The organism is Mesorhizobium loti (assembly GCF_013170705.1).
Lineage (GTDB): Bacteria > Pseudomonadota > Alphaproteobacteria > Rhizobiales > Rhizobiaceae > Mesorhizobium > Mesorhizobium loti_D.
In genome coordinates this window covers 2,599,721-2,625,565 of the sequence record NZ_CP033334.1, presented here as the reverse complement: position 1 = coordinate 2,625,565, position 25,845 = coordinate 2,599,721, and the positions used below count along the sequence as shown (strand labels likewise).

Below are 25,845 nucleotides of genomic sequence, written 5' to 3'. Positions count from 1 at the left end.
TCGTTCCTTCCTCGCATCGCCGCGCTGTCGCTTCGACGCTATTTCCTGGGGGTTCTGGGTTTGGCGGCTTCGTTCTCCGGTGCCGACAGAGCGGCATCGAGGGTGACGGCATTGGCGCTGCGGATCTTCTCGATATCCTCGATGCGCTTGCGCACCCCGGCGCCATGGCCTTCCAGCGCATGGGCGAAGACCGTTTCCATCTGCGCGACGGCGGTGGCCAGCGTGTCGAAGGGCGAGTTGGCGTCGATCGCCGCGACCATGGTCAGATCGGCGATATCAGATATCGGCGACAGCCACACATCGGTGAACAACAGGATGGAGACGCCGCGTTCGTGCGCCTGTTGCGCGAAGCTCACCACGTCCGACTGGTAGCGCCGATAGTCGAACACGACGAGGAGGTCGCGCCTGCCAAGGTCGATCAGGAGATCGAAATCGGCAGGGCTGAGCGAACCGATGTCGCGCACGCCCGAGCGGAATTGCAGGAGGTAGCCGGCAAGCATGGAGGCGATATGCCGGCTGAAGCGGCCGCCCAGCAGCACGACCTGGCCCTTGGTTTCGAGCAGCAAATTGACCGCGCGCGTATAGGCCTGCAGCGGCACCGCCGTGCGTGTGCGCTCCAGGCTGTCGGAAACCGAGTGGAAATAGGCCAGTGCCGTGCCTTCGCTGGAGCCGCCCGGGCGCTTGGCCTCCATCATCAGCAGCGGCGAGTGCAGCCTGGATTCGACCTCGGTGAGCAGACGCGCCTGGAAATCGGCAAAGCCGACATAGCCGAGCTTGGTCATCAGCCGTGTCACGCTGGGGTCGCTGACCCCGGCGCGCCGTGCCAGACGGGTCGCTGTTCCAAGCCCCGACATCGGATAATCGGCTAGCAGGACCTGGACGATCTTTTCTTCCGCCGACGTGAACGCCAAGGTCGTGTTGGCCAGTTCTTCGCGGATCGACATGGTCATCGCCTCTCGCTGACGGGAAGACGATTACCTTACAATTTCATGTGAGATTGTCAAATTTGGAAAATATCTTACAGAACCGTCAGCGCGGTTTCGGCAGGGGTGACGGCCCGAGCATCCGTGTTGCACGACATCTGTCCACGCCGGCCGAACGGCCGCGTCCGCCCCTATTTGAAGCTGGCGATGGGCAGGAACTTGACCGCCGAACCGGTGAAGCGGCGGTGATCGGACGTCTGTCCACGCGGCTGGAATCCGTCGAGATAGACCTGCTCCGGCGCCGTGCGGATGAAATTGGCGGCGATGACAGGTGCCGCCGTCGGCCCGGCTGCCATGCCAAGGCGTCCCGCAAGCGGCCGGCCGGTTGACGCGGCTGGCACAATCATGGCGGTGGCTTCGGGATCGAGACGCGGCTGGACACGATCGGCCTTCGGGCTCGTCCTGACGCGATCCTCGGGTTTCGATGCAGGGACCGCAACCTGTCGAACTGGCAGTCCATGCCCATCGTCGGGATGATGCATGGCCAGCAAGGCAGCGACGGCATCAGCGGATTTGGCTGCTTCCGGCTGAGGCGCCGGGCTTGTCCGGCTCTGCGGCCGCCATGTCGGCACGGGGATGTTGAGCGCCACCATGACCGGCGCAACGGCCGCCGGAGCGGCATCCGTCTTGCCCAAGGGCAGTTCGGCATTGGCTGCCGCCGGCTTGACGCCCGCCAATTCGGCACGTGCCGAGGACGCGCTGGCTACCGCGAACGGTGCGGGTTGCGGCGTCGGAATGCTGGCCGTCGCGGTGGCACGCGGGGCGAAGGCCGGCAGCGGTACCGAGTCCGGCGCCATCGCCATGACGATTGCTTCCGGTGTCTTGCTGTTTTGCTCAGCGAGCGGTTCCTCGGCCGTACCGGCGGAAGCCACCTGGATGTCCGCGCGCCGGGCATCCTGCGGCGGCACGATGGCGATGCCTTGTCCCGCGGTCTTGGGTTCGACGGACCTGGCCGGTTTGCGTGGCGCAGGCACCGCCTCCGCGACATCCTCCGCCTCGTCCGCGCCGCGCCCGCCCAGAAGCGTTGCCAGCAGGCCTCGCGCCGGCCTGCGTTGACCGCCGTCGGCGCTTGCCAGCTCGATATTGGGCGTGCCGGCGGACTTGCGCGACTTGTAGGCGGCGAGCGCCTGGTCATAGCCGGGCAGCGGCCGGCCGTCGCTCGGCACATGCAGCGTGTTGCCGTTCGGGAAGACCCTGGCGAGTTCCTGCCGGCTGATGCCCGGCCAATGCCGCACATTGCCGACATCCATGTGAATGAAAGGCGAACCGGAGGTCGGGTAGTAGCCCACGCCGCCGCCCTGCATCTTGAGGCCGATGTCGCGCAGCTTCTTCAGCGGCACGTCCGGCAGGAAGAAATCCATCGCGCGGCCAACCATGTGCTGGCTTTCCCGGGCAACGCCCTTCGAGCGGCTGCGCAGCATGGCGTTCGTCGCCGGTGAGCGATAGGCGCTGACCACATGGATGTAGGATGTCGAGCCGCTGGCGCGATAGGCCTGCCAGACAAGGTCGAGCAGGCGCGGATCCATCCTGGTCGGCTCGTTGCGGCGCCAGTCGCGCAACATGAAATTGATCTTCTTCAATCCCGCCTGATCATAGCGCCCGTTGCGCTTGAAGACGATCTCGGCCTTCTCGCCGGTATGAAGATGTTGAATCCTCAAGGCGCGCGTCTCGGCGGACGCGCTGGTGACGCACAGGCAAAGGAATGCGACCACGATGGCCGGCAGCCATGTCCAACGATGGGAGGCGCCGGGTGCGCTCTGTTCGCTTTCAATCACGTTCATGCCTTGCACATTGATTCTGTTTCGGGCGATTTGACGTCTTTCGCCAGCCGCCGAGCCTTCTTTCTAAACCTCGACCTGACAAGCAGGGTTGAACAGGCGGACGGGCGGCCGTCGCACAAACTCGTCCTGTCGATGAACAGCATCTTGGTTAACGAATCGTGTCCGTACCGGGAATGGGCCTATCCGCACTGGCCGCTGCCCGGACTGAATTCAATCGATGGCTTCAGCGAAACAGATATTTCGAGACTTCCGGATTGCCGCGCCGCCACATCACATTGTCCAGGAAGTAATGGTGCACGTTGATGAATATCCAGGCGATGAAGAGGAACAGCGACGAGCCGAGCACCGCCTTGTCATAGGGAACGATGGCGGACAGCGCCATCGGCACCAGCCAGAAGCCGAGCGCGCCTAGAATTGCGCCAAAGACGATGAAGGCCAGGACGCGCAGCCTGTAGAGCGGCCCAAGAATGGACAGGGCCTTCAATCCCGGCTTCGCGACGGCATCCGCGCGGTCGCGCTCGACATTGGTCTGGTAGCGCCAGACCACCGCCAGGTATTGCAAGGAATGGAGCGCCGGCACGACGAGCAGCCAGAGCGGGTTCAGCGTCACGAACAGGATCCAGGCATAGAGCGACACGACGTAGGCAACGACGCCGTTATAAGGCAGCGCCCCACCATGCCTGCGCCAGCGATTGATGAACATCACGGCGGTGGCGGCCGACGAGGCGGCGGCAATCGACATGGCGATGGTGATGAGCCATGGCGGGACCGCGAAGGTGTAGTACTCCAGACCCCAGAATTGCCTCTCGGTGATCACCACATTCGTCTGAAGCCAGGCGAACAGCCACACGGCATAGCCGTTGAAAAGCAACACCTTCTTGTCCTGATCGCTGAAGAATTTGCGCTTCAGCACGGCATCCACCATCAGCATGCCGTAGCCTTGCTTGACATAATGCCAGCCGACGAAAAAGCCCATCGCGTTGGTCGCATAGCCCAGAAGACGGACGTTGCCCGTCAGCGAGCCATAGGCAAAGAAGGCGATCATGGCGAGCGGGACGACAATGCCCGCGAGAACATAGCGGATCTGGAGATTGCGGCCGTACCCCTCACCACGCACCTTGCGGGCGAAGTTGCGATAGAAGATCTGGTACGAATGGCCGAAATGCGGCTGGTTTATGAGGTGCGAGAGCAGGAACATCGTCAGCGTAACGGCGGCTTCGTAGCGCAAAGGCAGAAAATACAGGACCGGCAGGATCAGAAGCGCGCTTCCGCCAAGCATGAAGAAGTCGATGAACGGGCCAAAGAGATATTTTTGCGGCGTGGCAGCGACCGAAGCCGGGGCATCCGCCGAAAGGTGAAGTGCCATGGTACCTTCCCCTGTGGATGGTTCATCTAGCCATCGACCTGGTCGCTCGGCAAGGTGTCGACGCAATTCATGATCATGATCCCGTCGAGTGTCCTGGTGCGAAAACCCATTTCATCGACATGATCGCCGACGCTTCTATCGGCTTGCCTCTATCGTCCTCGTGTGCGCTGTCTCAACGAGAGATGCCATCTGACTTCACTTAAAGGGAAGTGGAGCGGCCATCACTGGCCAGGTGCAGGCACTTCCACATGACGGAAACGCGGAAAAAGCATTGGGACGCGCCGGGCATATGCATCATATTCGGGAAACGTCTGCCGAAGGATGCCTTCCTCGTTTCGTGCACGTCGATACTGCGCAAAAAACTGGACCGCGCCTAGCGCCACCATCAAAACCGAAAGATGCGAAAGGATCATTCCAAGAATGAATGTCGCCTCGCAGATGTAGAGCGGATGGCGAACAATGGAATATGGGCCAGAGGTAACCAGTTGGCGGGCCGTAGCCATGATGGAAAACGAGCGACCGAGCCAGTAGAGGCAAAACACAGAACTGACCATGCCTATGAAAATCAAGCACAACGCCGCCACTTGCACGGCCGCGCTTTCCAGCGCCGGGGTCAGAAACATTGCAATGATGATCAGGAAAGTTCCGGCTACGGAAGTGACCCTTGGTTCGATTCCCCGGGCGGTTCCTTTCGGTGGCAGACGACCGACCGTCAGGAAAACCTGCAAGCCGGAAAATACCGTCGCCAAGGCTTGGTTGACGATGGCCAGCGAATTTATCGATCCGCTCTGGTGGAAATAGTAGAACAGAGGAATCGCACTGAGAACTGTCAAGACCGTCATGACACTAACGATCGCGATACGACCAAGAAAATCTTCTTTCAACATTTTGCTCCCCCTGCGAAGCGGCACTGAAGCATTACTTGCGTGCGCCGACAAGAAAATCGTTTCCTAAGCGTTAACGGCCAAGCTAGCCGCCAGTCGACATGTATGATCGAAATCATCAAAGCCACCTGACTAGTCTAGAAAGCCAGCGCATGCTGATTAATTGTCCTGAAACCATTGCCTTGTGTGGCGGACACGAAGTGGTTCTCTCGTCCCGCTATGACATTGGAGATGGAGCGATGGCCGTTGGTCTTATTCTTTCTGGGATTTTTTGAAAGTAGCCCAGCGCCCGCCGGTTACCCCATCAATAGAGATCCTGGGGTCATAAAGCCGTATCCGAGTTGCAAGGCAATCATGCAGATGGAAGCAACTGAGATCGGTACGCCAAACGGGACTACACCCTTGCGATCAAGGTGTTGAACGTAAAGGCGGAAGGCCCCTTGCGGCAGCAAGAAGGGATTTTTCACGACCATGGCCGTGGCGAGGGCGAAAAGCAGAAGCAACACAGAAAACCCGACGAGATCATTTCCGCCGACCAGAAACGGCACGACTGCCATCAGCTTGACATCGCCCGCGCCGACCTTTCGCAACAGCCAAAACGGGAAGAGCGCCACGAACAGAACAAGCGCGGCGATCGTGCTCGCCCCTATGTCCCACCACGATCCGGACTGGAGCGACAGCAGCAAGAGCGATCCGCCTCCCAAGCAGAGCAGCAGTAGCACGTCACGGTTGGCTATCTTCTGTGTCGTGAAGTCCAGCCACGCAATCCTCGCCAGCAAGGGGATGGCGAGTGCTTTCAGCAGGAACACCTCGATAAGCAACATGCTAGCGCTCGATGTTCTGTACGCTCGACGACAGCAGCTTCAGATTGTTGGCCACGGTCGGATCGTTGGGCGCCAGTTCGTAGGCCTTGAGGAAGTTGCTGCGTGCATCCTGCAGCTTGCCGCGCAGCAGGTAGGAATAGCCGACATTGTTGTAATATTCCGGCGTAGCACCAGCCAGCTTGAAAGCCCTGCCATAGGCCCGGTCGGCGAGGTCGAAACGGTGGATGCGATCGCAGGAAGCGGCCAAACCCATCCAGGCGTTACCATCATTGGGGGCCAGTTGCGTCGCCTTGAAGAACAGCGCGCCGGCATTGCCGTAGTTTTCCGCGCGGAACTGGTTCTTGGCTTCTGCCACGGCCTGGTCCGAAGCGTAGTATTCCACGTCGCTGACGGTCTTCAACCCATCGAAGGCATCGCCAAACGACGTGACGTCGCCTTTCGACGGCTCGTTGGTGCGCACGACACCAGCAGTTGTGTCCGCCCCGTTCGTTTGACAGCCGGCGAGCGTCATCATCGACAGAATGGCTGCGGCTGCGAGGCGCATTGGCCTTGTCATTTTTGCCCCCAAGAGTCCACGACTCTATTTTAGAACCAAAGCATATACCTATTCAGAAGAAAATGCCCTTCATGCGAATGATGAGAGGCAGCATGATAACCATCATCACCACCGGGAAGATGCAGAGCCCCAATGGAATCATCATCTTGACCGGCAAGGCATTGGCGCGTTCCTCGGCCTGAAGAATCCGCTGGCTGCGCATCTCGTCGCTGTAGACGCGCAAGGCATCCGTCAGGCTGGTGCCCAGTTCTTCCGACTGCCGGAACAAAACCGCCAGCGCCCGCGCCTCTTCGAGGCCGATACGGTCCGAAAGCTCATGCAGCGCTTCTCGCAACGGCTTACCGGCACGCAATTGCAGATTCATGATCGATAGCTGAATGCCGAGCCATTTGTGGGTGCCGGCCAATTCAGTGCCGACGCGCTCAACCGCCGCCTCCAGGCTCATGCCCGCATCGGCGCAAGTGATCATCATGTCCATGAAGTCGGGAAAGCCGCGGCGGTATATCTGCTTCTGCCCATTCTCGAAGCGGTCGAGCAGGATGCTTGGCACCACGATGCAGGCGAGACCGAAGAGAGAAGCACCGGCAAAAGCGAGAAACCCGGGCAATTGGGGCGGCAACAGCCGGGACAGGAGAGCGTAACTGGCCAGAAAACCGACACAGACCGCACCGAGCCGCGACAGCGTGTAGATTATCGGCGCACTTGCTTGATGGAATCCGGCTCGAAACAATTTCGCTTCCAGCGCATTCGGCTGACCGCGCTCCTTCTCCAGCGCGCGGAAGTAGGCATCCACCGGCCGCTGCGCCGAAATCCTGGCCAATTGTTCCTGACCCAAAAGTGAGCGGCGATTGGTTATGCCCTCGGACAACAGGCTGCGGGCAACCAGCCTTCTGGTCTGGAGGACTGGCGTTATGACGAACGCGACCACCAGAAAAAACGCCGCCGCCGCCCCAAAGACGGCAAGAGAGAGTAGCACGGGCGAATTTCCAATATTGGTCACGAAGTCTATGTCCCGTCCCTCAGAGATCCAAATTGACCATCCGATACATGATGAAATCGCCCAGCAGCGCCCATGATCCAAAGATCAGAAAAACCGGCAGAATGAGCGGACTGTCCCACACGTCGCCATAAAAGGTCGGTGCGATGAAATAGAGGATGCAGAACATGAAGACTGGAAACAGCGAAATGATCCAGGCCGACACTCGGCCCTCGGCCGAAAGCGCCCTTATCTTCAGCCGCATCTTGCGCCGTTCGCGCAGCACGGATGACAGGTTGGACAGGATCTCGGTGAGGTTGCCGCCGGTCTTGGATTGGATCGAGAGCGACACGGACAGAAGGTGAAGCCCCTCGAAACCCACCCTCTCCGACAGCTTTCGGACCGCCTGTTCGAGACTGAGGCCGAATGTGATTTCATCGGACACGATGCCGAATTCGGTTCCCAGCGGATCCGGCATTTCGCGAGCGACCAGCCCGATCGCCACGGTGGTCGGGTGGCCGGCGCGTAGCGAGCGTACGATCATGTCGAGCGCATCTGGCAGTTGCGTGGCGAATTTCTGGATACGCTTGTTCCGGGCGCGCCGCAGAACCAGAATCGGCAGCGCGAATCCGACGAGCAGCAAAACAATGACCGCGACCGTAACGGAAAAATCCAGAAGCAAAGCCATCACAAGTGCCAGCGAGAGGCCCGCGAACAGGAACACTGCCGCGAAAGCCAGTGGGTTACCGGTGATGCCGGACTGGGTGTAGAGCCGGTTCAGCCCTATCGCACCGAAGCTGAAATCGCCGGCCCCTGTCAGGCCGCGCTCTTGCAGCAGTCCCTGCAAGCTCTGTTCCGCGGTCGTTTCTTCTCCAAGCCGCTTGAGCCGCCGGTTGATCGCGCCCGCACGCGCTCGTCTTCCGGCGAAGGACAGATAGAAGGATTCGCCGGCAAGGATAACCGACGCCGCCGCCAGCACGTAAATGAAGTAGAGCAAAGCCTGCCCTGTCAGCATCAGAGTGGAACCTGCGGGTTGAAGGCGTCCTTGGCGAACTGATGGCCGAGCGTCGCCGCTTCCTGGGCAAAGCGCGGCCGAACACCGGTGGCGCGGAATTCGCCCACGATGCTGCCATCGGCGCCCATATCGCGCCGGACGAAATGGTAGATTTCCTGAAGCTGGACGATATTGCCCTCCATGCCAGTGATTTCCGAGATCGAAGTCACGCGCCGGCCGCCGTCGGAGAGACGTTGCGTCTGCACGATGATGTCGATGGCCGACGCGATCTGCGCCCGGATTGAGTCATGGCTCATCGGCATGCCGGCCATGCCGACCATCTGCTCGAGCCGCGAGATGGCGTCGCGCGGTGTGTTGGCATGGATGGTGGTCATCGAGCCTTCGTGACCGGTGTTCATCGCCTGCAGCATGTCGAAGGCTTCCTCGCCGCGCACCTCGCCGACGATGATGCGATCGGGCCGCATGCGAAGCGCGTTTTTCAGCAGTTCGCGCTGGCGGACTTCGCCCTTGCCTTCGACATTGGGCGGCCGCGTCTCGAGCCGGCCGACATGCGGCTGCTGCAACTGCAACTCCGCCGCATCCTCGATGGTGATCAAGCGTTCCCTGGACGGGATGTAGGCTGACAGGGCGTTGAGCAAGGTCGTCTTGCCACTGCCTGTGCCGCCGGAAACCAGGATCGACTTGCGCGCCTGCACGGCGATGCGCAGCAGCTCGATCATCGGCTGACGGATTGAATTGAGCGCCATCAATCGTTCGAGCGAATATGGATTCTTGGAAAATTTGCGGATCGACACCAGCGGCCCGTCGACCGAGACCGGCCGCACCGCAATATTGACGCGAGACCCGTCTTCCAGGCGGGCATCGACCATCGGCGCCGATTCATCGACGCGCCTGCCGATCGCCGAAACGATCTTGCCGATGACGCGCAGCAGATGCGCCTCGTCGCGAAACCGGATTGCGGTTTCCTCGATTACACCGCGCCGTTCGATGAAGACGCGATCGTGGGTGTTGATCAGGATGTCGGAAATCGAATCATCCTTCAGCAGCGGCTCGATCGGTCCCAGCCCCAGCATTTCATCGGCGGTGTCGCTGGTCAGTTGGTCGAGTTCGCGTGCGTTCAGCGGCACGCTTCTGTTTCGGACGAACTCGCGAACGATCGGGCGGATCTCATCCAGGATCTCATCCTTCGAGGCATTTTCAAGAGTGGCGAGGTTGAACCGGTCGATAAGGTGGCGATGGAGCTCGACCTTGAGCGTCAGAAAATCGTCGCCATGCGATTCGATATCAGCGGCTGGCGAAAGGGACGGAGTGACAGGCAGCACCGCCGCCGACTCGGCCTTTGTCGCCACCTGCTGTTCGCCTGCCCCCCTGATGAATCGCCCCAGCATAATCGCTTATATTCCTCTCAGACGCATATTAGTGGAAACTAAACGTTAACCACCGTCGGCACAAGCGCCAGGATGGCCTGCGTACAGGCAATACTTTCAACATAGTTAAGGTCGTCGGCCCGGTAATCCTTTGTTTATTTGATATGGTTCGCGAACTGCAATCGTGCGATTCGCACCCCTTCCGTGCACGGCCATCCCTCCGCCCGGAACCACCGCGATGCCTCGCTTAAACCCTTAGATATAAAGGAATATGCGGTATTGCTAATTTATCCATAATCGTGCCGCATGCAGGACGGAATTGTGAACGAATGGTTAAGAACGGTTGAAAAATGATACGAATCAATCCCTTGCCAAGATGTTGAGCCGCTTTTTTCTTGGCGAATCAGGTATATGAAAGTTAAGGGACCCTTAATCCCGTTTGACTCTGCTTTTTGGCGCGACCTAGGATCAACGTGACGGGGGATGCTGGGTATGGAGTACATCCTTGGCTCTGTCTCGTCGGGTTCAACCTCCAAAAGGAGAAATTGGCATGAAGAAACTCATGACGATGACCCGGCAGTTCCGCGACGATGAAAACGGCGCTGCCATGGTCGAATACACGATCCTGCTCGGCATCATCACGGTGGCCGTGATCGCAACGATCATCGGGGTAGGCGGCTGGGTCAACACGAAGTGGACGGCCCTGAACGCGAATCTTACAACGGCGTCATAACTATCTAGCAGGCCCAACAGAAAGGTTTGGGCCTGCCGTCTTACCAAGATGGCGAGTGGCTTGAGCGGAGTTATCCTCAGGTTGTCTCGTCGTATTCAACCTCCAAAGGGAGAAATTGACGTGAAGAAGCTCATGACGATGACCCGGCAGTTCCGCGACGATGAAAACGGTGCTGCCATGGTCGAATACACTATCCTGCTTGGCATCATCACGGTGGCCGTCATCGCAACGATCATCGGGGTAGGCACATGGGTCAATGGTAAATGGACAGCGCTCAATAGCGCACTCCCCGCGTCTTGATGTTCGAGCAGGCCCAAGCCGCGTGGACTTGGGCCTGCTCCTTCGACTGAAAGATCGATCGACCTCTCGATGCGATCTTCGGTTGGCAGGCAGGCAAAGACGGTCGATTTGGGATGGCGAGAGATGCTTTGGTGGAAATCCTCGGCTCGTCAGTTCAAATCTTCAATTCAACGGAGAATTGGCGTGAACAAGCTCATTATAATGACCCGGCAGTTCCGCGACGATGAAAACGGCGCTGCCATGGTCGAATACACCATCCTGCTTGGCATCATCACGGTGGCCGTGATCGCAACGATCATCGGGGTAGGCACGTGGGTGGGTGGCCAGTGGAACACACTTAACACGGCGCTCGCTGGCTCGTGACGCTTCGGGTTGGCCCTGGCGTGGACGCCTGGGCCTACCCTCTTTTCAACCAAAGACAGGCGACCTTGGGCGGCACGTAGTCGATAGAGTGGGTTGGGGTTATGCGCGCAAACACCGTCATCATGATCGTCCTTGCCGGCGTGTTCGGCGTGCTGGCCGTGGTGCTCGCCAATATCTGGCTGGCCAACCAGCGCAGCGCCATGGCGCGGACGGAGGATGTTCAGCGCGACACGGTTGTCGTGGCCACCGTGGCGCTGAAGTTTGGCGACACACTGTCCGCCGACAAATTGCGTGAGGTCGCATGGCCGTCGGGCGCGATTCCGGCCGGCGCTTTCAAGACCACGGAAGAACTCCTGACGAAGGACGTTCCGGCCGGCGGAGCCCCCAAGCAGGCATTGCAGGCGATCGGCGTCAACGAACCCGTGCTCGCCAGCAAGATCACGGGTCCGGGCCAGCGCGCCACGCTTTCGGCGGTTCTCGGCGAGGGCATGAAGGCCGTTTCCATCCGCGTCAACGACGTGCTCGGCGTCGCCGGATTCGTCTTTCCGGGCGACCGTGTCGACGTGTTGCTGACGCGAACCGTGCGCGGCAATGATGGCGCGGACCAGAGTTTTGTCGACGTGCTTCTGCAGAGCATGAAGGTGCTCGCCGTCGACCAGGTCGCGGATGCGAGCAAGGACAGCCCGACTGTCGTCAAATCGGTGACACTCGAGGCCAGCACCAAGGATGCGCAGAAGCTGACGCTGGCGGCAGGCGCCGGACAATTGTCGCTGGCCCTTCGCCAGGCCGCGGCCAGCAAGGGCGAGACCACCGAACGTGTGACGCTTTCCGACCTGACCGGCGAAACACCGGCCGACGTCGCCGCAAGGCAGGCGGAGCTCAGCAAGAAGGCCGCGGCGGAAGCGGAGGCCGCGGCTGAGCGCAAGCGCGCGGACGACAAGATCGCCGGCCTTGCGCAGGCGGTGGAGCGGGTTGGCAGCCAGATCGACCAGTTGAGCAAGGTGAAGCCGGCTCCTGCCGTAACGTCGGCGCCGGAAGTCCACGAAGTCGTCAAGGAAGTCGTCAAGTACGTGCAGCCGGAACCGCCGGCGCGCGCGACGGTGGGCGTCTTCCGAGGTGTGAAGCTCGAAACATATGACGTGCCGCGGCAGCCATAAAGGCGCCGCGACCAGTTTGGCGCCGCCGCCAGCGGCGATTGGGGAGACCGGGATGCAAGGGTTTTGGGTGAGGATGGGGGCGGCCGCGTTGTCGGCTCTGGCTGCACTGTCGCTATCGAGCCTTGCGGCCGATGCGGCCGACCGCTTCATCGACGTGTCGAACCCCAGCGTCCATCGTGTTTTCCTGCCGATGTCGCAATCGGTGACTTTGCAGGTGAATGCCAATCTGGGCGATATCGTCGTCGGCGACGAGAAGATCGCCGATGCGCAGCCGATGACCGACCGCACGCTCTATGTGATCGGCAAGGGCGCCGGCACCACCACGGTCAATCTGTTCTCCACCGACAAGCGCTCGCTCGGCGTCATCCAGGTCGAAGTCGGCGTCGATGTCTCCGACATGGCGCAAGCGATCCGCCAGGTGGCACCCAAGTCGCGCATCGAGATCGGCTCGGTCAACGGCAGGGTCAGGCTTGCCGGTCATGTCAAGGACGGCGCCACGCTGGCGGCGATCATGGAAGTCGCACAGCAATATGGTCCTGATGCCATCATCAACTCGGTCATCGTCGACGACAGCCAGCAGGTCAATCTGGAAGTGCGCGTGCTGGAAGCCAAGCGCAACTCCGGCCGCGACCTCGGGGTGTCGCTCAAGAGCACGAACGGCAGCGGCACGACCAAAGTCGGAACGGGTATTGCCGCGGTTGATGAAAACAAGGAGGTGCTCGGCTCAGGAGCTCTGCTAAGCAACCTCCTGTCCAACTCCACCCCCTTCGGAGCGCTGCTCACCCGCGTCATCGACAGCAATATCAAGGTCGATTTGTACATCGAGGCGCTTGAGGCCAAGGGGGTGGTGCGCACACTCGCGAACCCCAATCTCACCACGCTTTCCGGCGAGCAGGCCAGCTTCAACGCCGGCGGTGAAGTGCCTATTCGCAGTCTCGACAAGGATGGCCAGATCAACATCGTCTACAAGCAATTCGGCGTCAATCTTCTGTTCACACCGGTCGTACTCGACGACGGCAAGATCCACATGAACCTGGCGCCGGAAGTCAGCGACCTGAACGGCTTCACCACCGCCGGCGACCCGATCTTCACCAACCGCAAACTGTCCACCGTCGTCGAATTGCGCGACGGCCAGAGCTTCGCGGTCGGCGGGCTTTTGTCCAGCAAGACCACCAAGCTGCAGAACCAGGTGCCGTGGCTTGGCCAGGTCCCGGTCATCGGGACGCTGTTCCGCAATTCGAGCAGCCAGAAGGAAGAAACCGAACTGGTGGTCATCGTCACGCCGCACATCGTGCGGCCGGTGAAGCCCGGCGAGCAGCTGGCGACGCCGTTCGACAAGACGCGGCCGGCCAATGATCCGGAATTCTTCGTCCTTGGTCAGCTCGAGGTGAACAAGGACATGATCCGAAAATATGAGACCGGCGACGGCGTCACCGGCCCCTATGGGCACATGCTCGACTTCAAATCGAAGGACAAGATGCTCTATGTCAAGAAATAGGATCTTGATCCCCATCCTGTGCGCCAGCGCATTGTCAGGCTGCGCCGCGGACTATCTGAATCACTACGATTCAGTGACTTTGGCGGCCGGCGACACGCAGAGATACAACTCGCTGGCGCAGACGGTCGATCCATTCAATCCGGCGTCCAGGAATACGCACATCGAAGGCGACGGTGCGCGCGCGGCCGCCGTGGCGCACAGCTACAAATTTCCACCGCCGCCGCCGCCGCCACCGGCCATCACGGTCAATGTCGGCGGGGCGGGTGTGACTACGGGGCAGTGAACAGAAGGACGCGGTTTCAGCGCGCCGGACCATACGAGGGGTCCTGGCGTCAGGGGAGCAAGGGGCAAGGACCATGCTGCGGACCATTCGCGCATTCTGGCGCGACCAGAGGGGAATAGCGCTGATCCTCGTCAGCATTACGCTGCCGGCAATCATCGGCTTTTCGCTGCTGGCGATCGACATGAGCCGGGTCAACAATCTGCACAATGATTTGCAGAAGGCGGCGGATGCCTTTGCGTTGGCCGGAGCAGCCGAACTTGATGGCTTGCCCGGTTCATGGGCCAGGGCCGAACGCGCCATGGCGACACTGGTTGCCAACGATGCCACTTTCTCGACCGTTGGCTCTACTGGCCGGTTCACCTTGACGTCTGGGCAACCAGGCGGCACCGCACAATGCAACAGCGCCGGCAACATTTCGTGGTGTTTCCTGAAGACCATACCCGCGTCGGACGGGACTTTGGTCACCAGCGCAAACTATGCCAATGCTACGCAATCCATCGGCGAGGGTGAAACCGCATTCATTGAAGTGAAGGTCACGCCAGTCGGTTTCGCCGCGATATTCCCAGCGTCGTTTCTGACGGGCAATTCGGCCAGTAATAGCTTGAACGTCGCTGCCCGGGCGACTGCCGGGTTCACGTCGGGTGTCTGCGATTACACGCCCGTTTTCATGTGCAACCCGTATGAGGACACAACCATCACCGGCGGCGTCACGCTGGAGCAGGCTGCACAGACCAGGCAATACCGTCGCCGCCAAATCGTGCTGCGCGGCGACGGATCCTACTTTCCCGGCAACTTCGCTTTCCTGGCTTCTCCGTTCGGCAACGGCGCCAACCAGCTCGAAAAAATGCTCGCCGACTCCAAACCGCAGAATTGTTATTCGCGCGACGGCGTCACCACCGAGCCGGGGCAGAACGCTGGCCCTGTCGAGAACGGCATCAACTCGCGCTTCGGCATCAATTCGTCCAACTACTCGGACGGACCCGCGGTCAATGTGCGCAAGGGCGCCAAGAACGGCAGCCAGTTCGTCCAGAGTAACAAGGTCGACTATGAAACAGACCCGACAAAGGGCGTCGGGCTTGAGCGCGATTCCTGCCAGATCGCCGGGAACTGTACGATGATGGGCGGCCGCATGGGCGCCGGTGACTGGAATTTCGCGCGCTACTGGGCCGCCAATCACCCGACACGTGCCGTGCCAGCGGCTCTGTCAGGAACCGGCACCAATCTCCCGACACGTTATGAGGTCTATCGCTACGAGATCGACAACAATATCTATCAGGACGCTGCCGTCGGCGGCGAAACGGGAATCCCGCCTGCGGCGGCAGGCACCCCGATCTCGATCCCAGACCGCCGGCTGCTTTACGGCGCAATCTTGGACTGCAATGCGCTCACGGCTGCGGGCACGAATTTCAGCGGCCGCCAGACCGGCATCCCGGTGAGGAGGTTCGGCAGTTTCTTCATTACCGAGCCGGTCAAGGACGGGAAGAATATTTACGTGGAGCTGGTCGACATCACCGGCAAGGGCGGCAGCGGCACACTCGACAACTACCTGCGCGACGAAGCGCAGCTCTATCGGTGACTGCGATGTTCCAGACGCTGTCCCGATATCTTGGTCGATTTCGACACGACCAACGCGGCGCGGTGATTGTCGAGATGACACTGATCACGCCGCTGATGCTGATCTTGTCCGCCGGGGTGTTCGAGTTCGGCAATCTGATCCACGACAAGCTGCTGATGGAGGCCGGACTTACAGACGCCGCCCGCTATGCCGCGCGCTGCAACAGTCAATTGTATACCGACTCCGGGCTGGCGGCGATCAACTGTTCCACCATTGCCGCGAACATCGCCGTCTACGGCAAGCCATCTGTAACGGTTGTTAACGGCGTCGTGACTGATAGTCCGCGCGTGAGCGGCTGGCAGACATCGAATGTCACCGTGACCACGAACAATTCCTGCCAGGACACCGTGGTGGGCGGCGTTACCCAATATCGCTCCACCACGGCACAGGTCTGCACCGTCCGCGCTTCCGGTACCTATCCATACACCGGTGTCGGTATGTTGTCGTTCATCGGCATCGGTCCGATAACGCTGCAGGGCTACCACGACGAGCGGTTGATCCGGTTCTGACCATGATCCAGCGTTTCGCAAAATCGGAAGACGGGGCGGTGATGGTGGAAATGACCATCGTATCGTTGCTGCTGTTTACGCTCGTATTGGGCTTCGTCGACTTCGGCTACGCCTTCTATCAATGGAACGCGGCCACCAAGGCGGTGCAGGTCGGCGCCCGGTTGGCTTCGATATCGGATGCTGTGGCGACCAACCTCGCGACTGCGGGCCCGATCTCGTCTCCCGGCGCCCCGACTGTCGCCGGCGCCTATGGTCCTTTCGTTTGCACCTACACCGCCGGCACGGGCGGCTGTAGCAACAGTGGCGGCTTCAGCGCAGCCAATTTCAGCCGCATCTTTCGTGGCGACACCGCAAACACCGATGACGATGTCTGCCCTGCGCTTGCCGCAAACCAGCGGCCCGGTATGTGCCACTTCTTCCCGGGCCTGCTGCGCAGCAACATCGTCGTCACCTACACGGCCACCGGCCTGGGCTATCAGACCCGGCTAGGCGGCCCGGTGCCGACCATCACCGTCAATCTCCAGAATATCACCTTCCAGTTCTTTTTCCTGAGAGGACTGATGGGTTTCACCAACATCAACATGCCCTCCATGCTGAGCACGGTCACGGGCGAAGATCTGAAGAGCACCTGGCCATGAATGCCATCAACACCAAGGTTACACCGACCAAGCGAAAGCAGGTGGCGTTGTTTTCGTCCGATCCGGCTTTCAAGCGCGAGGTGGCGACGCGGCTCGATGCCCTGGCGATCTATGATGTCAGGATCTCCGAGACGGATGATTTTCTGAAAGGTCCGCCCGCCGATACGCGCCCCGGCATCGTCATCCTCGATCTGGGCAATGGCGCCCTGCTCGGCAGGTCAGGCATTGTCGAGGCACGCGCGCTGTGGGCGTCGGTGCCGCTGATCGCGGTTTCCGATGAGCTGACGTCGGAACAGACGCGCGTGCTGGTGCGCATGAATGCTTCGGACTGGCTGCACAAGCCGCTCGACGGCAAGGAACTGCTCAACGCGGTGACCTTCCATGATACCGGCAACCAGGGAACCAAAAGCCGCATCATCACCTTCATCAGCGCCAGCGGTGGCGCCGGCGCCACGACGCTCGCTTTGTCGGCGGCCGAATTCCTGGCCTCGAAATCGACCGAGCGCGCGGCTTCGACCTGCCTGGTCGATCTCGATTTCCAGAGCGCCAATTGCGGCGCCTACCTCAATCTGTTCAACCAGTTCGACCTGGCGGGCATCATCGGCCAGCCGGAAAGGCTCGATGTCGAGCTGATGGATGTCATCAAGCTGTCGCGCCCGTCGGGTCTCACCCTCTACGCGTTCGAGAGGCCGCAGCTGCCGTTCGAGCCACAAGGCAGCGATTTCGTCTTCCGGCTGCTCGACCTCGTCGCCTACCGCTTCGACGACATCGTCATCGACCTGCCCAATCTCGAAACGCCGTGGCACAATTCGGTGCTTTCGACGAGCGACGAGATCTTCATCGTCTTCGAACTCAACGTCGCCTCGCTGCGGCAAGGCAAGCGGCTCTACAAGAAGATCCGCGAGCTGCGCGGCAATGCGGTCAGCATCACGCTCGTCGCCAACAAGCACAAGCGCAAATGGTTCGGAAACCATTTCTCGCGCAGCGAGCTTGAGAAGATATTCAAGGCGCCGCACATCAAATCGGTGGCCCTGGACAACACCCTTCTGGCCGATGCCTTGAACCGGGCGATCCTGCCTTCCGAAGTGGATGGCCGGGCGCGCTTCAACAAGGATCTGAAGAAGATGTTCAAAGAGCGGCTCGATGACGCTGCCCGGTAGACATGACGCCGCCGTGAGGCTGATCGGCGCCGGCGTGCTCGGCCTGGCGCTGGCGCTGTCGGCCCAGGACTTCGCCCAGGCGCGATCGAGGCTTTCGGATCGGCCACCGCTGCCGGCGATGGGCCCCAGCCTGCGCAAGGCGGTTGCCTTCGCAACCACGGAGCAGCCGGGAACGATCGTCATCCGCAAGAACGAGAAGGCGCTTTACCTGGTGACCCGTCAGGGCCAGGCGCTGCGCTACCAGATCAGCGTCGGACGCGACGGATTCGGCTGGACCGGCGTCGTGAAGGTCGGCGCGAAAACGGAATGGCCGCAGTGGCGCCCGCCCAGGGAAATGCGCGCCCGCCAGCCGGAACTGCCGGAGCTGGTGCCTTCAGGCCCCTATAACCCGCTCGGCGCACGGGCGCTCTATCTGCTTCGGGACGGGCACGACACGCTCTATCGCATCCATGGCACCAACGATCCCTCGGGCGTGGGGTTCGACGGCACATCTGGATGCTTTCGCCTTACCAACACGGATGTGATCGATCTTTTCAAGCGGGTGCCAATAGGCACCAAGGTGGTGGTTCAATGACGACGATCAGTGACCCGCACGTGCCGACCGTGGCCGCCGAGCCCATCGAACCGCAACTGCTCGACAAGGATGCGAGCCGGTCGCGGCTGGCCGTCGTGGTCGGCGTCGGGTTGACACTGTTCGCGGTGCTGAACGCGACCGCCGCCATCTACCTCTATCGCGGCATCACCGACCTGCGCGCCGTGGAGGGACGTCTGGAGGAGCTTGGCGCGTTCGAGCAGCGGATCGTTGCCCGGCTCGACACGGTCAACAACGGTTTTCAGAGCCGATTTGAAAGGCTGGACAGCCAGTTGCAGGGCAGTTTCAACGAAGTCAACGGCAACATATCCCGGCTGGAACAAAACCCTCCGCCAGCGCGTGACGATGGCAGCGCGGGCGCGGCGGAACCCGCCGTCGTCACCACCAGCACCGTGGCCGATGCATCCTCCAACAATATCGCGGCCGAACCCGCCGCTGTCGATACGCCGCGGCCAGCCAAGCGCAAGAGCACCGCGCCCCCTGCCCCTAACCCCTCCTACCAGCGAACCGAAACGCCGGACGGAAAGGTCTATTATCGCAAGATCAATTGAGGCGGCTCCGGATTTGGCGAAGCCGCCGGATCCGGGAAGCTGCTGATGTCCGGATCATTTGGCACTCTCTCGAACGCCCCCGTGCGCCGGCTAGATATCGCGTCGCAAAGTCATGAGACGCAGGGCGGGAGACTCTCCACGCAGCCGCGTTTCGCGGAGGAACGCGACATGGCAGTACGCACAGGCCGCGAAGCCCAGAACAAGCACGAGACTGTTCTGCCAGGTAAAATCGACCATCAGTGCGACTTGGAGGCCGTTCGACAGCGGGAATGCCGCGACAGTGCTCGCCGTCTCCGAATGACTGCTGGAAGCGATCATCAGTCCGGCAAAGAGCAGGGCGACGTGGTTGGCGAGGAAGAAGGCGGCCGGCCGCCTCATACGGCAAGCGCCCCAGCACGCCGCCGCCGCCGCAACCAGGATGACGGCATCCAGGACCATCGATCCGCCCAGTCCAAGATGGACCTGTTGCCAGAACATCGCCGTGGGGTGCAGTTCAAGCCAGATCCGCCACATGGCAGGGCTGGCGGCATAGCGTCCGAGCAGCAGGGTCGCTATTCGCTCGCTTGCCAGAAGCATCAGGATCAAAGCCGGAAAAGCGAAGAGTAATATCGGCCTGCGCTTCATTTTATCCTCGACAATCTGGCGTCAGCATAGACTGCAGAGATTGAGTGAAGCTTAACGCAGGGCGCGACTGCTTGCTTGGGGGCTCATCCCGGCGGCCAGCAATTCAGCATCGGTCCATTCGTCCCGCCACGGCGTGATCTTGGCTGAAACGTCATCAAATTTCCGCGACGGCCTTTTCAGTTCATGCGGGCCTAAGAGTCTCCCGCGTGGACCACGCCGTGCCTTTCGGCTTTCCGCTCCTGGAGACGGTCAGGCACACCCAACGGGCCAGTTGTTGTGCCATTTTTGCTACATTTCACAACCTTATGGTGAGAATTCTCCTTTTGTTGGCTTCTAATTTAATATTCACTCACATATCGCGTGAAATTGTTGGATAATCAGGCGAGCTGAGGCTTGGTTTTAGCGCTGGAAAAAAGCGTTGGGAAACGTTGGGGCGGATTAGATGAACACGACAAGCATGTCGACCATGGGCAGGCGCCTTGGTCTTTTGATGGCGGCTACGATGTTGGCCTGCGGAAGCGCGAGTGCACTCACGCTCAAGGAAGCAGTGGCGGTTGCCGTCGAATCCAATCCCGAAATCGGCCAGGCCATAGAAAATCGCGAAGCAATCGAGTTCGAATTGCGTCAGGCCAAGGGGCTCTATCTTCCCAGCGTCGACCTGGAAGCGTCGGCAGGTGCTCGCCGTCTCGACAATTCCTCCCGACGCGTGCTCTCCATACAGGACGACGCGCTTTATCCGGCGGAAACCGATCTGACGGTTTCGCAAACGCTCTATGACAGCGGTGCGAGACGGGCCGAACTGAACCGCCAGGCCTCGCGCGTCGACGGCGCGTCGTTTCGTGTTTTGGAGCGGTCCGAATTCATCGGCCTCTCGGTTGTCCAGGACTACCTCGAATACATGCTTCAGGCCTCGATCGTTTCAGAGGCAAAGAAGAATCTCGGCTTTCATCAAGCAATGCTGCACGACATCCAGGAAGGCATTGCCGGCGGCGGGTTGAACGAAGCCGACCGGCAGCAGGCCGAAGAGCGGCTGTTCGCAGCCAAGGCCCGCATGCAGGAAGCCTCGGAGGAGCTCGAGGCCTCGAGGATACGCTTCTTCAAGACTGTCGGGAAACCGTTGACCAATGCGTCGAGGCCGGCCGATGTTTCCGGCGCACTGCCAAGGTCGCTGGACGATGCGATCGGCCTTGCGCGGGAGAGCAATCCGCGCGTCCATATGGCCAACAGCGACATCGCCGCCGCAGCCTCCCTGGTCGACGCGGCCCGCGCGAAGTACGGCCCCTCGATCGTCGCCGAAGGCGTCGCCCGGGCCGGGTATGACATCGACGGCGACAATGGTGACACATCCGACCTGCAGGCACGCCTGGTGCTGCGGTGGAACCTGTACCGGGGCGGCATCGACAAGGCCAACGAGCAGGAGCAGATCCGTCGCACCAGCGAGCAGCGCCTCGCGATGCATCAGGTGCTGCGGGAAATCGAGGAAGCCGTTCGCACCTCCTGGGATCGCCGCTTCCGGCAAGCCGACCTGGCAAAGACCCTGAAGCTGCAGGCCGCCTCCAACGAGAAGCTGGTTGCGTCCTATCGCGAGCAATTCAAGGTCGGGCAGCGCTCGCTGCTCGATGTGCTGGATGCACAGAATACGCGGTTCAACACGGCGACGCTGGCCGACACCGCCTCCTATGCCTCGCTCTTTGCCCAATATCGGCTTCTGGCGGCGACCGGACAGTTGTTGAAGACGATGGATATCCGCCCGCCAAAGCAGGCCGCGGCCTACGCGCGGACCGAGTTCGCCGCACCGGAAACGGCCGACACGGAAACCTACGCGCGCACCCCTTCGGAACAGAAGAACGATCTGCCGTTCGATATCCTGGCGCCGGTCAGGAAAAAGTAAGCGGATGTAAGGGGCGATCGAAAGTCCCCGTGGGCGGATCGTGAACCAGCAACCCAATATCCTCTCCCCGAAGGAGGCGTTCAAAGCCTGCTTCTCGGCCATTGCCGGGTATCTCGGCAGACCGAGCGCGCACACGGTGCTGTTCGCCGGCGTGCCGCTGTCGGACACGCGTATCGACATCGATGCCATCCGGCATCTTGCCGAGCGCATCGGCCTTGAGATCACCGAATTCAGCCATCGCGACTTTCTTCGGGGGCGTCTCGATCTTCCCGCCATTGTGTTTCGCGCCGGCCAATTGCCGGTTGCCCTGCTGGCCGAAACAGAGGACGGCGCGTTCACCACCGCTCCCCAGGAAGACGGCCGCGTAACCATCACCAGATCAGAGCTGGCCGCCAGCTACATCAGTGGCGGCGTTTCCTTCTCGATAACCTATGCAAACGCAGCCGAAGGGATGAGCGTCGGTTCCGCGCCGAAGATCGAGCGGCGACACTGGCTGACGGGAACGATGGGCCCGTTCTGGCGCACTTATTCGAAGGTCATCCTGTCGGCAGTATTCATCAACCTGCTGGCCATCGCCTCGCCGATATTCACCATGAATGTCTACGACAGAATCCTGCCGAACAAGGCGATATCGACGCTCTGGGTTCTGTCGCTCGGCATCGCCGCGGTCATCCTTTTCGACCTGCTTTTGAAGACCGCCAGGGCGTCCCTCATCGACTATGCCGGGCGCAAGGCGGATCTGCGCATCTCATACATGCTGTTCGAGAAAGTGCTGAACTCATCCCTGTCGGCACGACCGGGCTCGACGGGTGAATATGCAAATCGGGTGACGCAGTATGAGTTCGTGCGCGAATTCTTCACGTCGAACACCATCAGCGTTTTCATCGACACGGCCTTCGTGTTCGTCTTCCTCCTGGTCATCTATGCGATAGGCGGCTGGCTGGTCATCATACCGGCGCTGGCCTTCGTGGCTTCCGTGATCGTCGGACTGGTCACCCAGCGGAGCATCGGCAAGCGCGTCGCGGCCTCCATGAACGAGGCCTCGCAACGGCAGGCCCTGCTGGTCGAATCCATCTCCACGCTGGAGACGATCAAGTCGCTGCGGGCCGAGGCGTATCTGTTGCGAAAATGGGGAGAGCATTCCAAGAACGCGTCCAACACGTCCGAAAAGATCAAGCAACTGTCGGCGGCGGCGGGCAATATAACGCAGGCCATCCAGCAGATGGTCACCGTCGCGCTGATCGTTGCCGGCGCCTACGCCTTCTCTGAAGGGCACGTCTCCACCGGAGCCATCATCGGCACCGTGATGCTGGCCAGCCGGGCGGTGTCTCCCCTTGGCCAGATCGCCATCACCTTGTCCAGACTTCGCCAGGCCATGCTCTCCTTGCGCATGGTCAACTCGATCATGGAGCAGCCGGAGGATCGCCCGGACACGGTGGGTTTCGTCAACCGGCCCATTCGCAATGGCGCCATGGTGTTCAGGAATGTCGGCTTTGTCTATCCAGGCTCCGAAAATGAAGTCCTGACCGGCCTGAATTTCTCGGTAAGGCCAGGCGAGCGGATCGGCATCATCGGCCGCATAGGCTCGGGAAAGACAACCATGGGCCGGCTGATCGGCAGGCTCTTCCTGCCGACATCAGGCGAGCTGCTGCTGGACGGGATCGACATCCGCCAGTATCACCCATCGGAGGTTCGCGCCGCAGTCGGCATCGTCGCGCAAGCCAACGATCTGTTTTCGGGCACCATCAAGGAGAACCTCCTGATGGCATGTCCGGAGGCGACCGACGAGCAGATTGTCGAAGCGGCCAAGGCCGCCGGCGTCGACGATTTCGTCTCCCGTCACCCGCGTGGCTACGACATGAATGTCGGCGAGCGCGGCACCAATCTCTCGGGCGGCCAGAGGCAGACGATGGCGATCGCCAGGCTGTTGCTGACCAAACCCAAGATCGTCTTCCTGGACGAGCCGTCGGGGTCGATGGATCTGGCCTCCGAGCGGCAACTGATCAAGCAGCTCAAAGTGGCTTTCGACCGGAACACGACGCTGATCGTTTCGACGCACCGCTTCAGCATGCTCGAGCTGGCCGACCGGCTTATCGTCATCGAGCAAGGCAGGATCGTTGCCGACGGACCAAAGGACCAAGTGATACAGGCGCTGCAGAAAACAAACGCCTGAAAAACAAACTTATTTAACGTATTCAATGCGTTGGGGCCATATGACATGCTTGCAAGGGAAGATCGGCCGCCGCTCTTCGCGTCGGCGTCCTTATTGATCGTAGGGGCACTCTTTGTGTCTTCCGTCGCCTGGGCGTCCTTTGCCGAGGTCGATGAGATCGCACGCGGCGAAGGCAAGATCATACCGGCATCCAAAACCCAGATCATCCAGGCCAGCGAGCCGGGCGTCGTCCAGGAAATTGCCGTGACGATCGGGCAGGTCGTCAAGAAGAACGACCTCATCATCCGCCTCGACAATACGTTCAACACCTCCAGTCTTGGCGAGCAGCAGGCCAAGGCGCGGGCTCTGGAGACACGCATCGCGAGGCTCAAGTTTGAACAGGCCGGTAATCTCGAAGGCTCATTTCCGTGCCCTTCCGAAATTCAGAAGGTGGCGCCGGAAATCTGCGACAACGAGCAGAAACTGCTCGGCGCGCGCCGCGACAATTTCCAGGTCAAGCTCTCGGTTCTCAAGTCGCGCCTCGATCAGCGCGAGAATGAATTGGACGAAGCCAACGCCAATCTCGAGCGCCTCACCAAGAACCTCGAAGTCAGCGACCGGGAAACCGCGCTGGTCGAATCCATGGTCAAGAAGGGGCTGATGGCGAGGACCGAGCAGATCCGCGTCGAGCGCGAGCAGACCGAACTGCATGGGCAGCTGAACCTCGCCGGTGAAACCATCAAGAAGGCCAAGGCGGCCATCACCGAGGCCCAGCTTCAAGTCAACGAGCTCGGCCTGCAGTTGCAACAGGAGGCGCTGAGCGATCTGACGCAGGCGCTGGCCGACCTTTCGGTTGTCGATGAAACCATACGCGGGGCCACCGACAAGGTGGCGCGCACGGACATTCGCTCCCCTGTCGACGGGATCGTGAACACGCTTGATGTCAACACGCTTGGTGCCTTCGTGCAGCCCGGCGCGGTCGTGGCCGGCATCGTGCCGACTTCCGAGACGCTGCTGGTCGAAGCGCGGGTTTCACCCCGGGATGTCGCCTTCATCAGGCCGGACCAGGACGCGCTGATCAAGATAACCGCTTATGATTTCTCGATCTTCGGCGGCATCGAAGGCAAGGTCTCCAACATCACCGCCGACAGCCTGGTCGACCAGAAGACGGGCGAGCCTTATTACCAGGTGCGCGTGGCAACGGAGAGGTCGACACTGACCCGGGATGGCAAGACCTATTCGATCATCCCCGGCATGATCTGCTCGGTCGACATCAAGACCGGACGCAAAACCATCCTCACCTATCTGCTGAAGCCGATCAACAAGGCCCGTGAGGAGGCAATGAGTGAGCGATAGCGCCACCTCCCCTCTCGCCGGTCGCGAGCGGCTTCTTCCACCCATGGCGACAGAGGATTTCGGGCTTGAATTCCGGGTTGTTGCGCGTGGCGGTACGCGACGCGGCATTCGTCTGGAGCGGGCTTTCTGGACCTCGCTGAAGCAGATGGCCGAAAGCCGCAAATGCACCATCGGCATGCTCATCGACGAGATCGCGGAAAGCCATACCAACACAGGAAACCTGACATCGGCAATTCGTGTGGCCTGCATGCGCGGATTGGCCGACGAAAACCAGACCTTGCGAAGGCTCGCCTCGATCAAGACGATCAGCGCCATTCTGGTCAGCTGCCCGTCACCGGCTTTCGCACTGTCTTCGTCGAAGAAGATCCTGACCTTCAACGCGCCGTTCCAGCAACTGGTCCGGCGTCAATTGCCGGTGGCGCCGAATGAAGATTCGCGCAACGACCTGAAGCTCGCCCTGGACCTCAATGTCGCCGACATATTCGCACGGCTCGACGCCAATGGCGAAACGCCGGTCGCCACCGGTTTCGTCATCGGGGCGGGCGACCGCCGCTACCGTGGGCAGTTGAACGCGGTGCGGGCGCCGGTGCTCGAGCCGGAATTGCTGATGGCCTTCGTTTTCGGCGGCTGAAGCATGTCGTCCGAAAATGTCCCGTCCCGGGAAGGCGACA

26 protein-coding genes are annotated in these 25,845 nt (G+C 60.7%); 16 read left to right on the top strand and 10 right to left on the bottom strand.

The features are described from left to right. Positions 1-38: 38 nt before the first annotated feature. From EB815_RS12850 to EB815_RS12810, 9 genes are all read right to left on the bottom strand, one after another. Positions 39-944 carry a MurR/RpiR family transcriptional regulator gene (locus EB815_RS12850; protein WP_056566343.1) on the bottom strand — a complete coding sequence of 302 codons (906 nt, stop codon included), beginning with the start codon at positions 942-944 and terminating at the stop codon, positions 39-41. 170 nt (positions 945-1,114) lie between these two features. Further along, entirely contained in the window at positions 1,115-2,764 is a 1,650-nt protein-coding gene (locus EB815_RS12845) for a DUF882 domain-containing protein (protein WP_056566002.1), read from the bottom strand. Positions 2,765-2,987: 223 nt separating this feature from the next. Then, on the bottom strand, positions 2,988-4,130 hold the full coding sequence (locus EB815_RS12840) for a hypothetical protein (RefSeq protein ID WP_056565999.1): 1,143 nt from the start codon (positions 4,128-4,130) through the stop codon (positions 2,988-2,990). Between the two features lie 221 nt (positions 4,131-4,351). Then, the gene (locus EB815_RS12835; protein WP_056565997.1) at positions 4,352-5,017 is read right to left on the bottom strand and encodes a methyltransferase family protein; all 666 of its coding nucleotides are present in this window, start codon (positions 5,015-5,017) and stop codon (positions 4,352-4,354) included. 293 nt (positions 5,018-5,310) lie between these two features. Further along, positions 5,311-5,838: a prepilin peptidase gene (locus EB815_RS12830; RefSeq protein ID WP_056565994.1), complete on the bottom strand. Its 528-nt coding sequence runs from the start codon at positions 5,836-5,838 to the stop codon at positions 5,311-5,313. A 1-nt stretch (position 5,839) separates the two neighbouring features. Then, positions 5,840-6,394 carry a tetratricopeptide repeat protein gene (locus tag EB815_RS12825; RefSeq protein WP_065005671.1) on the bottom strand — a complete coding sequence of 185 codons (555 nt, stop codon included), beginning with the start codon at positions 6,392-6,394 and terminating at the stop codon, positions 5,840-5,842. A gap of 52 nt (positions 6,395-6,446) precedes the next feature. Next, positions 6,447-7,394, bottom strand: a complete 948-nt coding sequence (locus EB815_RS12820; protein WP_081295157.1) for a type II secretion system F family protein — start codon at positions 7,392-7,394, stop codon at positions 6,447-6,449. A gap of 19 nt (positions 7,395-7,413) precedes the next feature. Beyond that, positions 7,414-8,385, bottom strand: a complete 972-nt coding sequence (locus tag EB815_RS12815) for a type II secretion system F family protein (RefSeq protein WP_056565988.1) — start codon at positions 8,383-8,385, stop codon at positions 7,414-7,416. Next, a complete protein-coding gene (locus EB815_RS12810) occupies positions 8,385-9,773 on the bottom strand; it encodes a CpaF family protein (protein ID WP_056565985.1) in 1,389 nt (462 codons plus the stop codon). Before EB815_RS12810 ends, EB815_RS12815 begins: the two co-directional genes overlap by 1 nt. A 529-nt stretch (positions 9,774-10,302) precedes the next feature. Between EB815_RS12810 and EB815_RS12805 the strand changes: the two genes are divergently transcribed. The 12 genes from EB815_RS12805 (at position 10,303) to EB815_RS12750 (ending at position 19,151) form a co-directional block, all read left to right on the top strand. Continuing rightward, entirely contained in the window at positions 10,303-10,485 is a 183-nt protein-coding gene (locus tag EB815_RS12805) for a Flp family type IVb pilin (RefSeq protein WP_056565982.1), read from the top strand. A 120-nt stretch (positions 10,486-10,605) separates the two neighbouring features. Continuing rightward, positions 10,606-10,785 carry a Flp family type IVb pilin gene (locus EB815_RS12800; protein ID WP_244493938.1) on the top strand — a complete coding sequence of 60 codons (180 nt, stop codon included), beginning with the start codon at positions 10,606-10,608 and terminating at the stop codon, positions 10,783-10,785. A 183-nt stretch (positions 10,786-10,968) separates the two neighbouring features. Further along, positions 10,969-11,148, top strand: coding sequence for a Flp family type IVb pilin (locus tag EB815_RS12795; RefSeq protein ID WP_056565978.1), 180 nt, complete (start codon positions 10,969-10,971; stop codon positions 11,146-11,148). A gap of 101 nt (positions 11,149-11,249) precedes the next feature. Next, the gene (gene cpaB, locus EB815_RS12790; RefSeq protein ID WP_056565976.1) at positions 11,250-12,305 is read left to right on the top strand and encodes a Flp pilus assembly protein CpaB; all 1,056 of its coding nucleotides are present in this window, start codon (positions 11,250-11,252) and stop codon (positions 12,303-12,305) included. A gap of 52 nt (positions 12,306-12,357) precedes the next feature. Then, positions 12,358-13,803: a type II and III secretion system protein family protein gene (locus EB815_RS12785; RefSeq protein WP_056565973.1), complete on the top strand. Its 1,446-nt coding sequence runs from the start codon at positions 12,358-12,360 to the stop codon at positions 13,801-13,803. A 4-nt stretch (positions 13,804-13,807) separates the two neighbouring features. Next, positions 13,808-14,086: a hypothetical protein gene (locus tag EB815_RS12780; RefSeq protein WP_244493937.1), complete on the top strand. Its 279-nt coding sequence runs from the start codon at positions 13,808-13,810 to the stop codon at positions 14,084-14,086. 73 nt (positions 14,087-14,159) lie between these two features. After that, on the top strand, positions 14,160-15,662 hold the full coding sequence (locus EB815_RS12775; protein WP_056565966.1) for a TadE/TadG family type IV pilus assembly protein: 1,503 nt from the start codon (positions 14,160-14,162) through the stop codon (positions 15,660-15,662). Positions 15,663-15,667: 5 nt separating this feature from the next. Then, positions 15,668-16,210 (top strand): TadE/TadG family type IV pilus assembly protein, encoded by a 543-nt coding sequence (locus EB815_RS12770; protein ID WP_244493936.1) that lies wholly within the window; start codon positions 15,668-15,670, stop codon positions 16,208-16,210. 2 nt (positions 16,211-16,212) lie between these two features. Beyond that, complete coding sequence (locus EB815_RS12765) at positions 16,213-16,848, top strand: TadE/TadG family type IV pilus assembly protein (RefSeq protein WP_056565961.1); 636 nt, start codon at positions 16,213-16,215, stop codon at positions 16,846-16,848. Beyond that, the gene (locus EB815_RS12760) at positions 16,845-18,008 is read left to right on the top strand and encodes an AAA family ATPase (RefSeq protein ID WP_056565958.1); all 1,164 of its coding nucleotides are present in this window, start codon (positions 16,845-16,847) and stop codon (positions 18,006-18,008) included. The genes EB815_RS12765 and EB815_RS12760 overlap by 4 nt, the downstream gene beginning before the upstream one ends. Then, positions 17,992-18,582 carry a L,D-transpeptidase gene (locus tag EB815_RS12755; protein WP_056565955.1) on the top strand — a complete coding sequence of 197 codons (591 nt, stop codon included), beginning with the start codon at positions 17,992-17,994 and terminating at the stop codon, positions 18,580-18,582. The genes EB815_RS12760 and EB815_RS12755 overlap by 17 nt, the downstream gene beginning before the upstream one ends. Further along, positions 18,579-19,151 (top strand): hypothetical protein, encoded by a 573-nt coding sequence (locus tag EB815_RS12750; RefSeq protein WP_056565952.1) that lies wholly within the window; start codon positions 18,579-18,581, stop codon positions 19,149-19,151. The genes EB815_RS12755 and EB815_RS12750 overlap by 4 nt, the downstream gene beginning before the upstream one ends. A gap of 90 nt (positions 19,152-19,241) precedes the next feature. Here EB815_RS12750 and EB815_RS12745 read toward each other — a convergent pair whose 3' ends face one another. Continuing rightward, positions 19,242-19,775, bottom strand: a complete 534-nt coding sequence (locus EB815_RS12745) for a hypothetical protein (protein WP_056565949.1) — start codon at positions 19,773-19,775, stop codon at positions 19,242-19,244. Between the two features lie 442 nt (positions 19,776-20,217). Between EB815_RS12745 and EB815_RS12740 the strand changes: the two genes are divergently transcribed. The 4 genes from EB815_RS12740 to EB815_RS12725 are packed head-to-tail and all read left to right on the top strand — an operon-like array spanning position 20,218 to position 25,805. After that, positions 20,218-21,666: a TolC family protein gene (locus tag EB815_RS12740; protein ID WP_081295156.1), complete on the top strand. Its 1,449-nt coding sequence runs from the start codon at positions 20,218-20,220 to the stop codon at positions 21,664-21,666. A 40-nt stretch (positions 21,667-21,706) separates the two neighbouring features. Beyond that, positions 21,707-23,839, top strand: coding sequence for a type I secretion system permease/ATPase (locus EB815_RS12735; RefSeq protein WP_081295155.1), 2,133 nt, complete (start codon positions 21,707-21,709; stop codon positions 23,837-23,839). Between the two features lie 45 nt (positions 23,840-23,884). Beyond that, positions 23,885-25,174 (top strand): HlyD family type I secretion periplasmic adaptor subunit, encoded by a 1,290-nt coding sequence (locus EB815_RS12730; protein ID WP_056565943.1) that lies wholly within the window; start codon positions 23,885-23,887, stop codon positions 25,172-25,174. After that, positions 25,164-25,805 carry a ribbon-helix-helix domain-containing protein gene (locus EB815_RS12725; protein ID WP_056565941.1) on the top strand — a complete coding sequence of 214 codons (642 nt, stop codon included), beginning with the start codon at positions 25,164-25,166 and terminating at the stop codon, positions 25,803-25,805. Before EB815_RS12730 ends, EB815_RS12725 begins: the two co-directional genes overlap by 11 nt. The last annotated feature ends 40 nt before the right edge of the window (positions 25,806-25,845 follow it).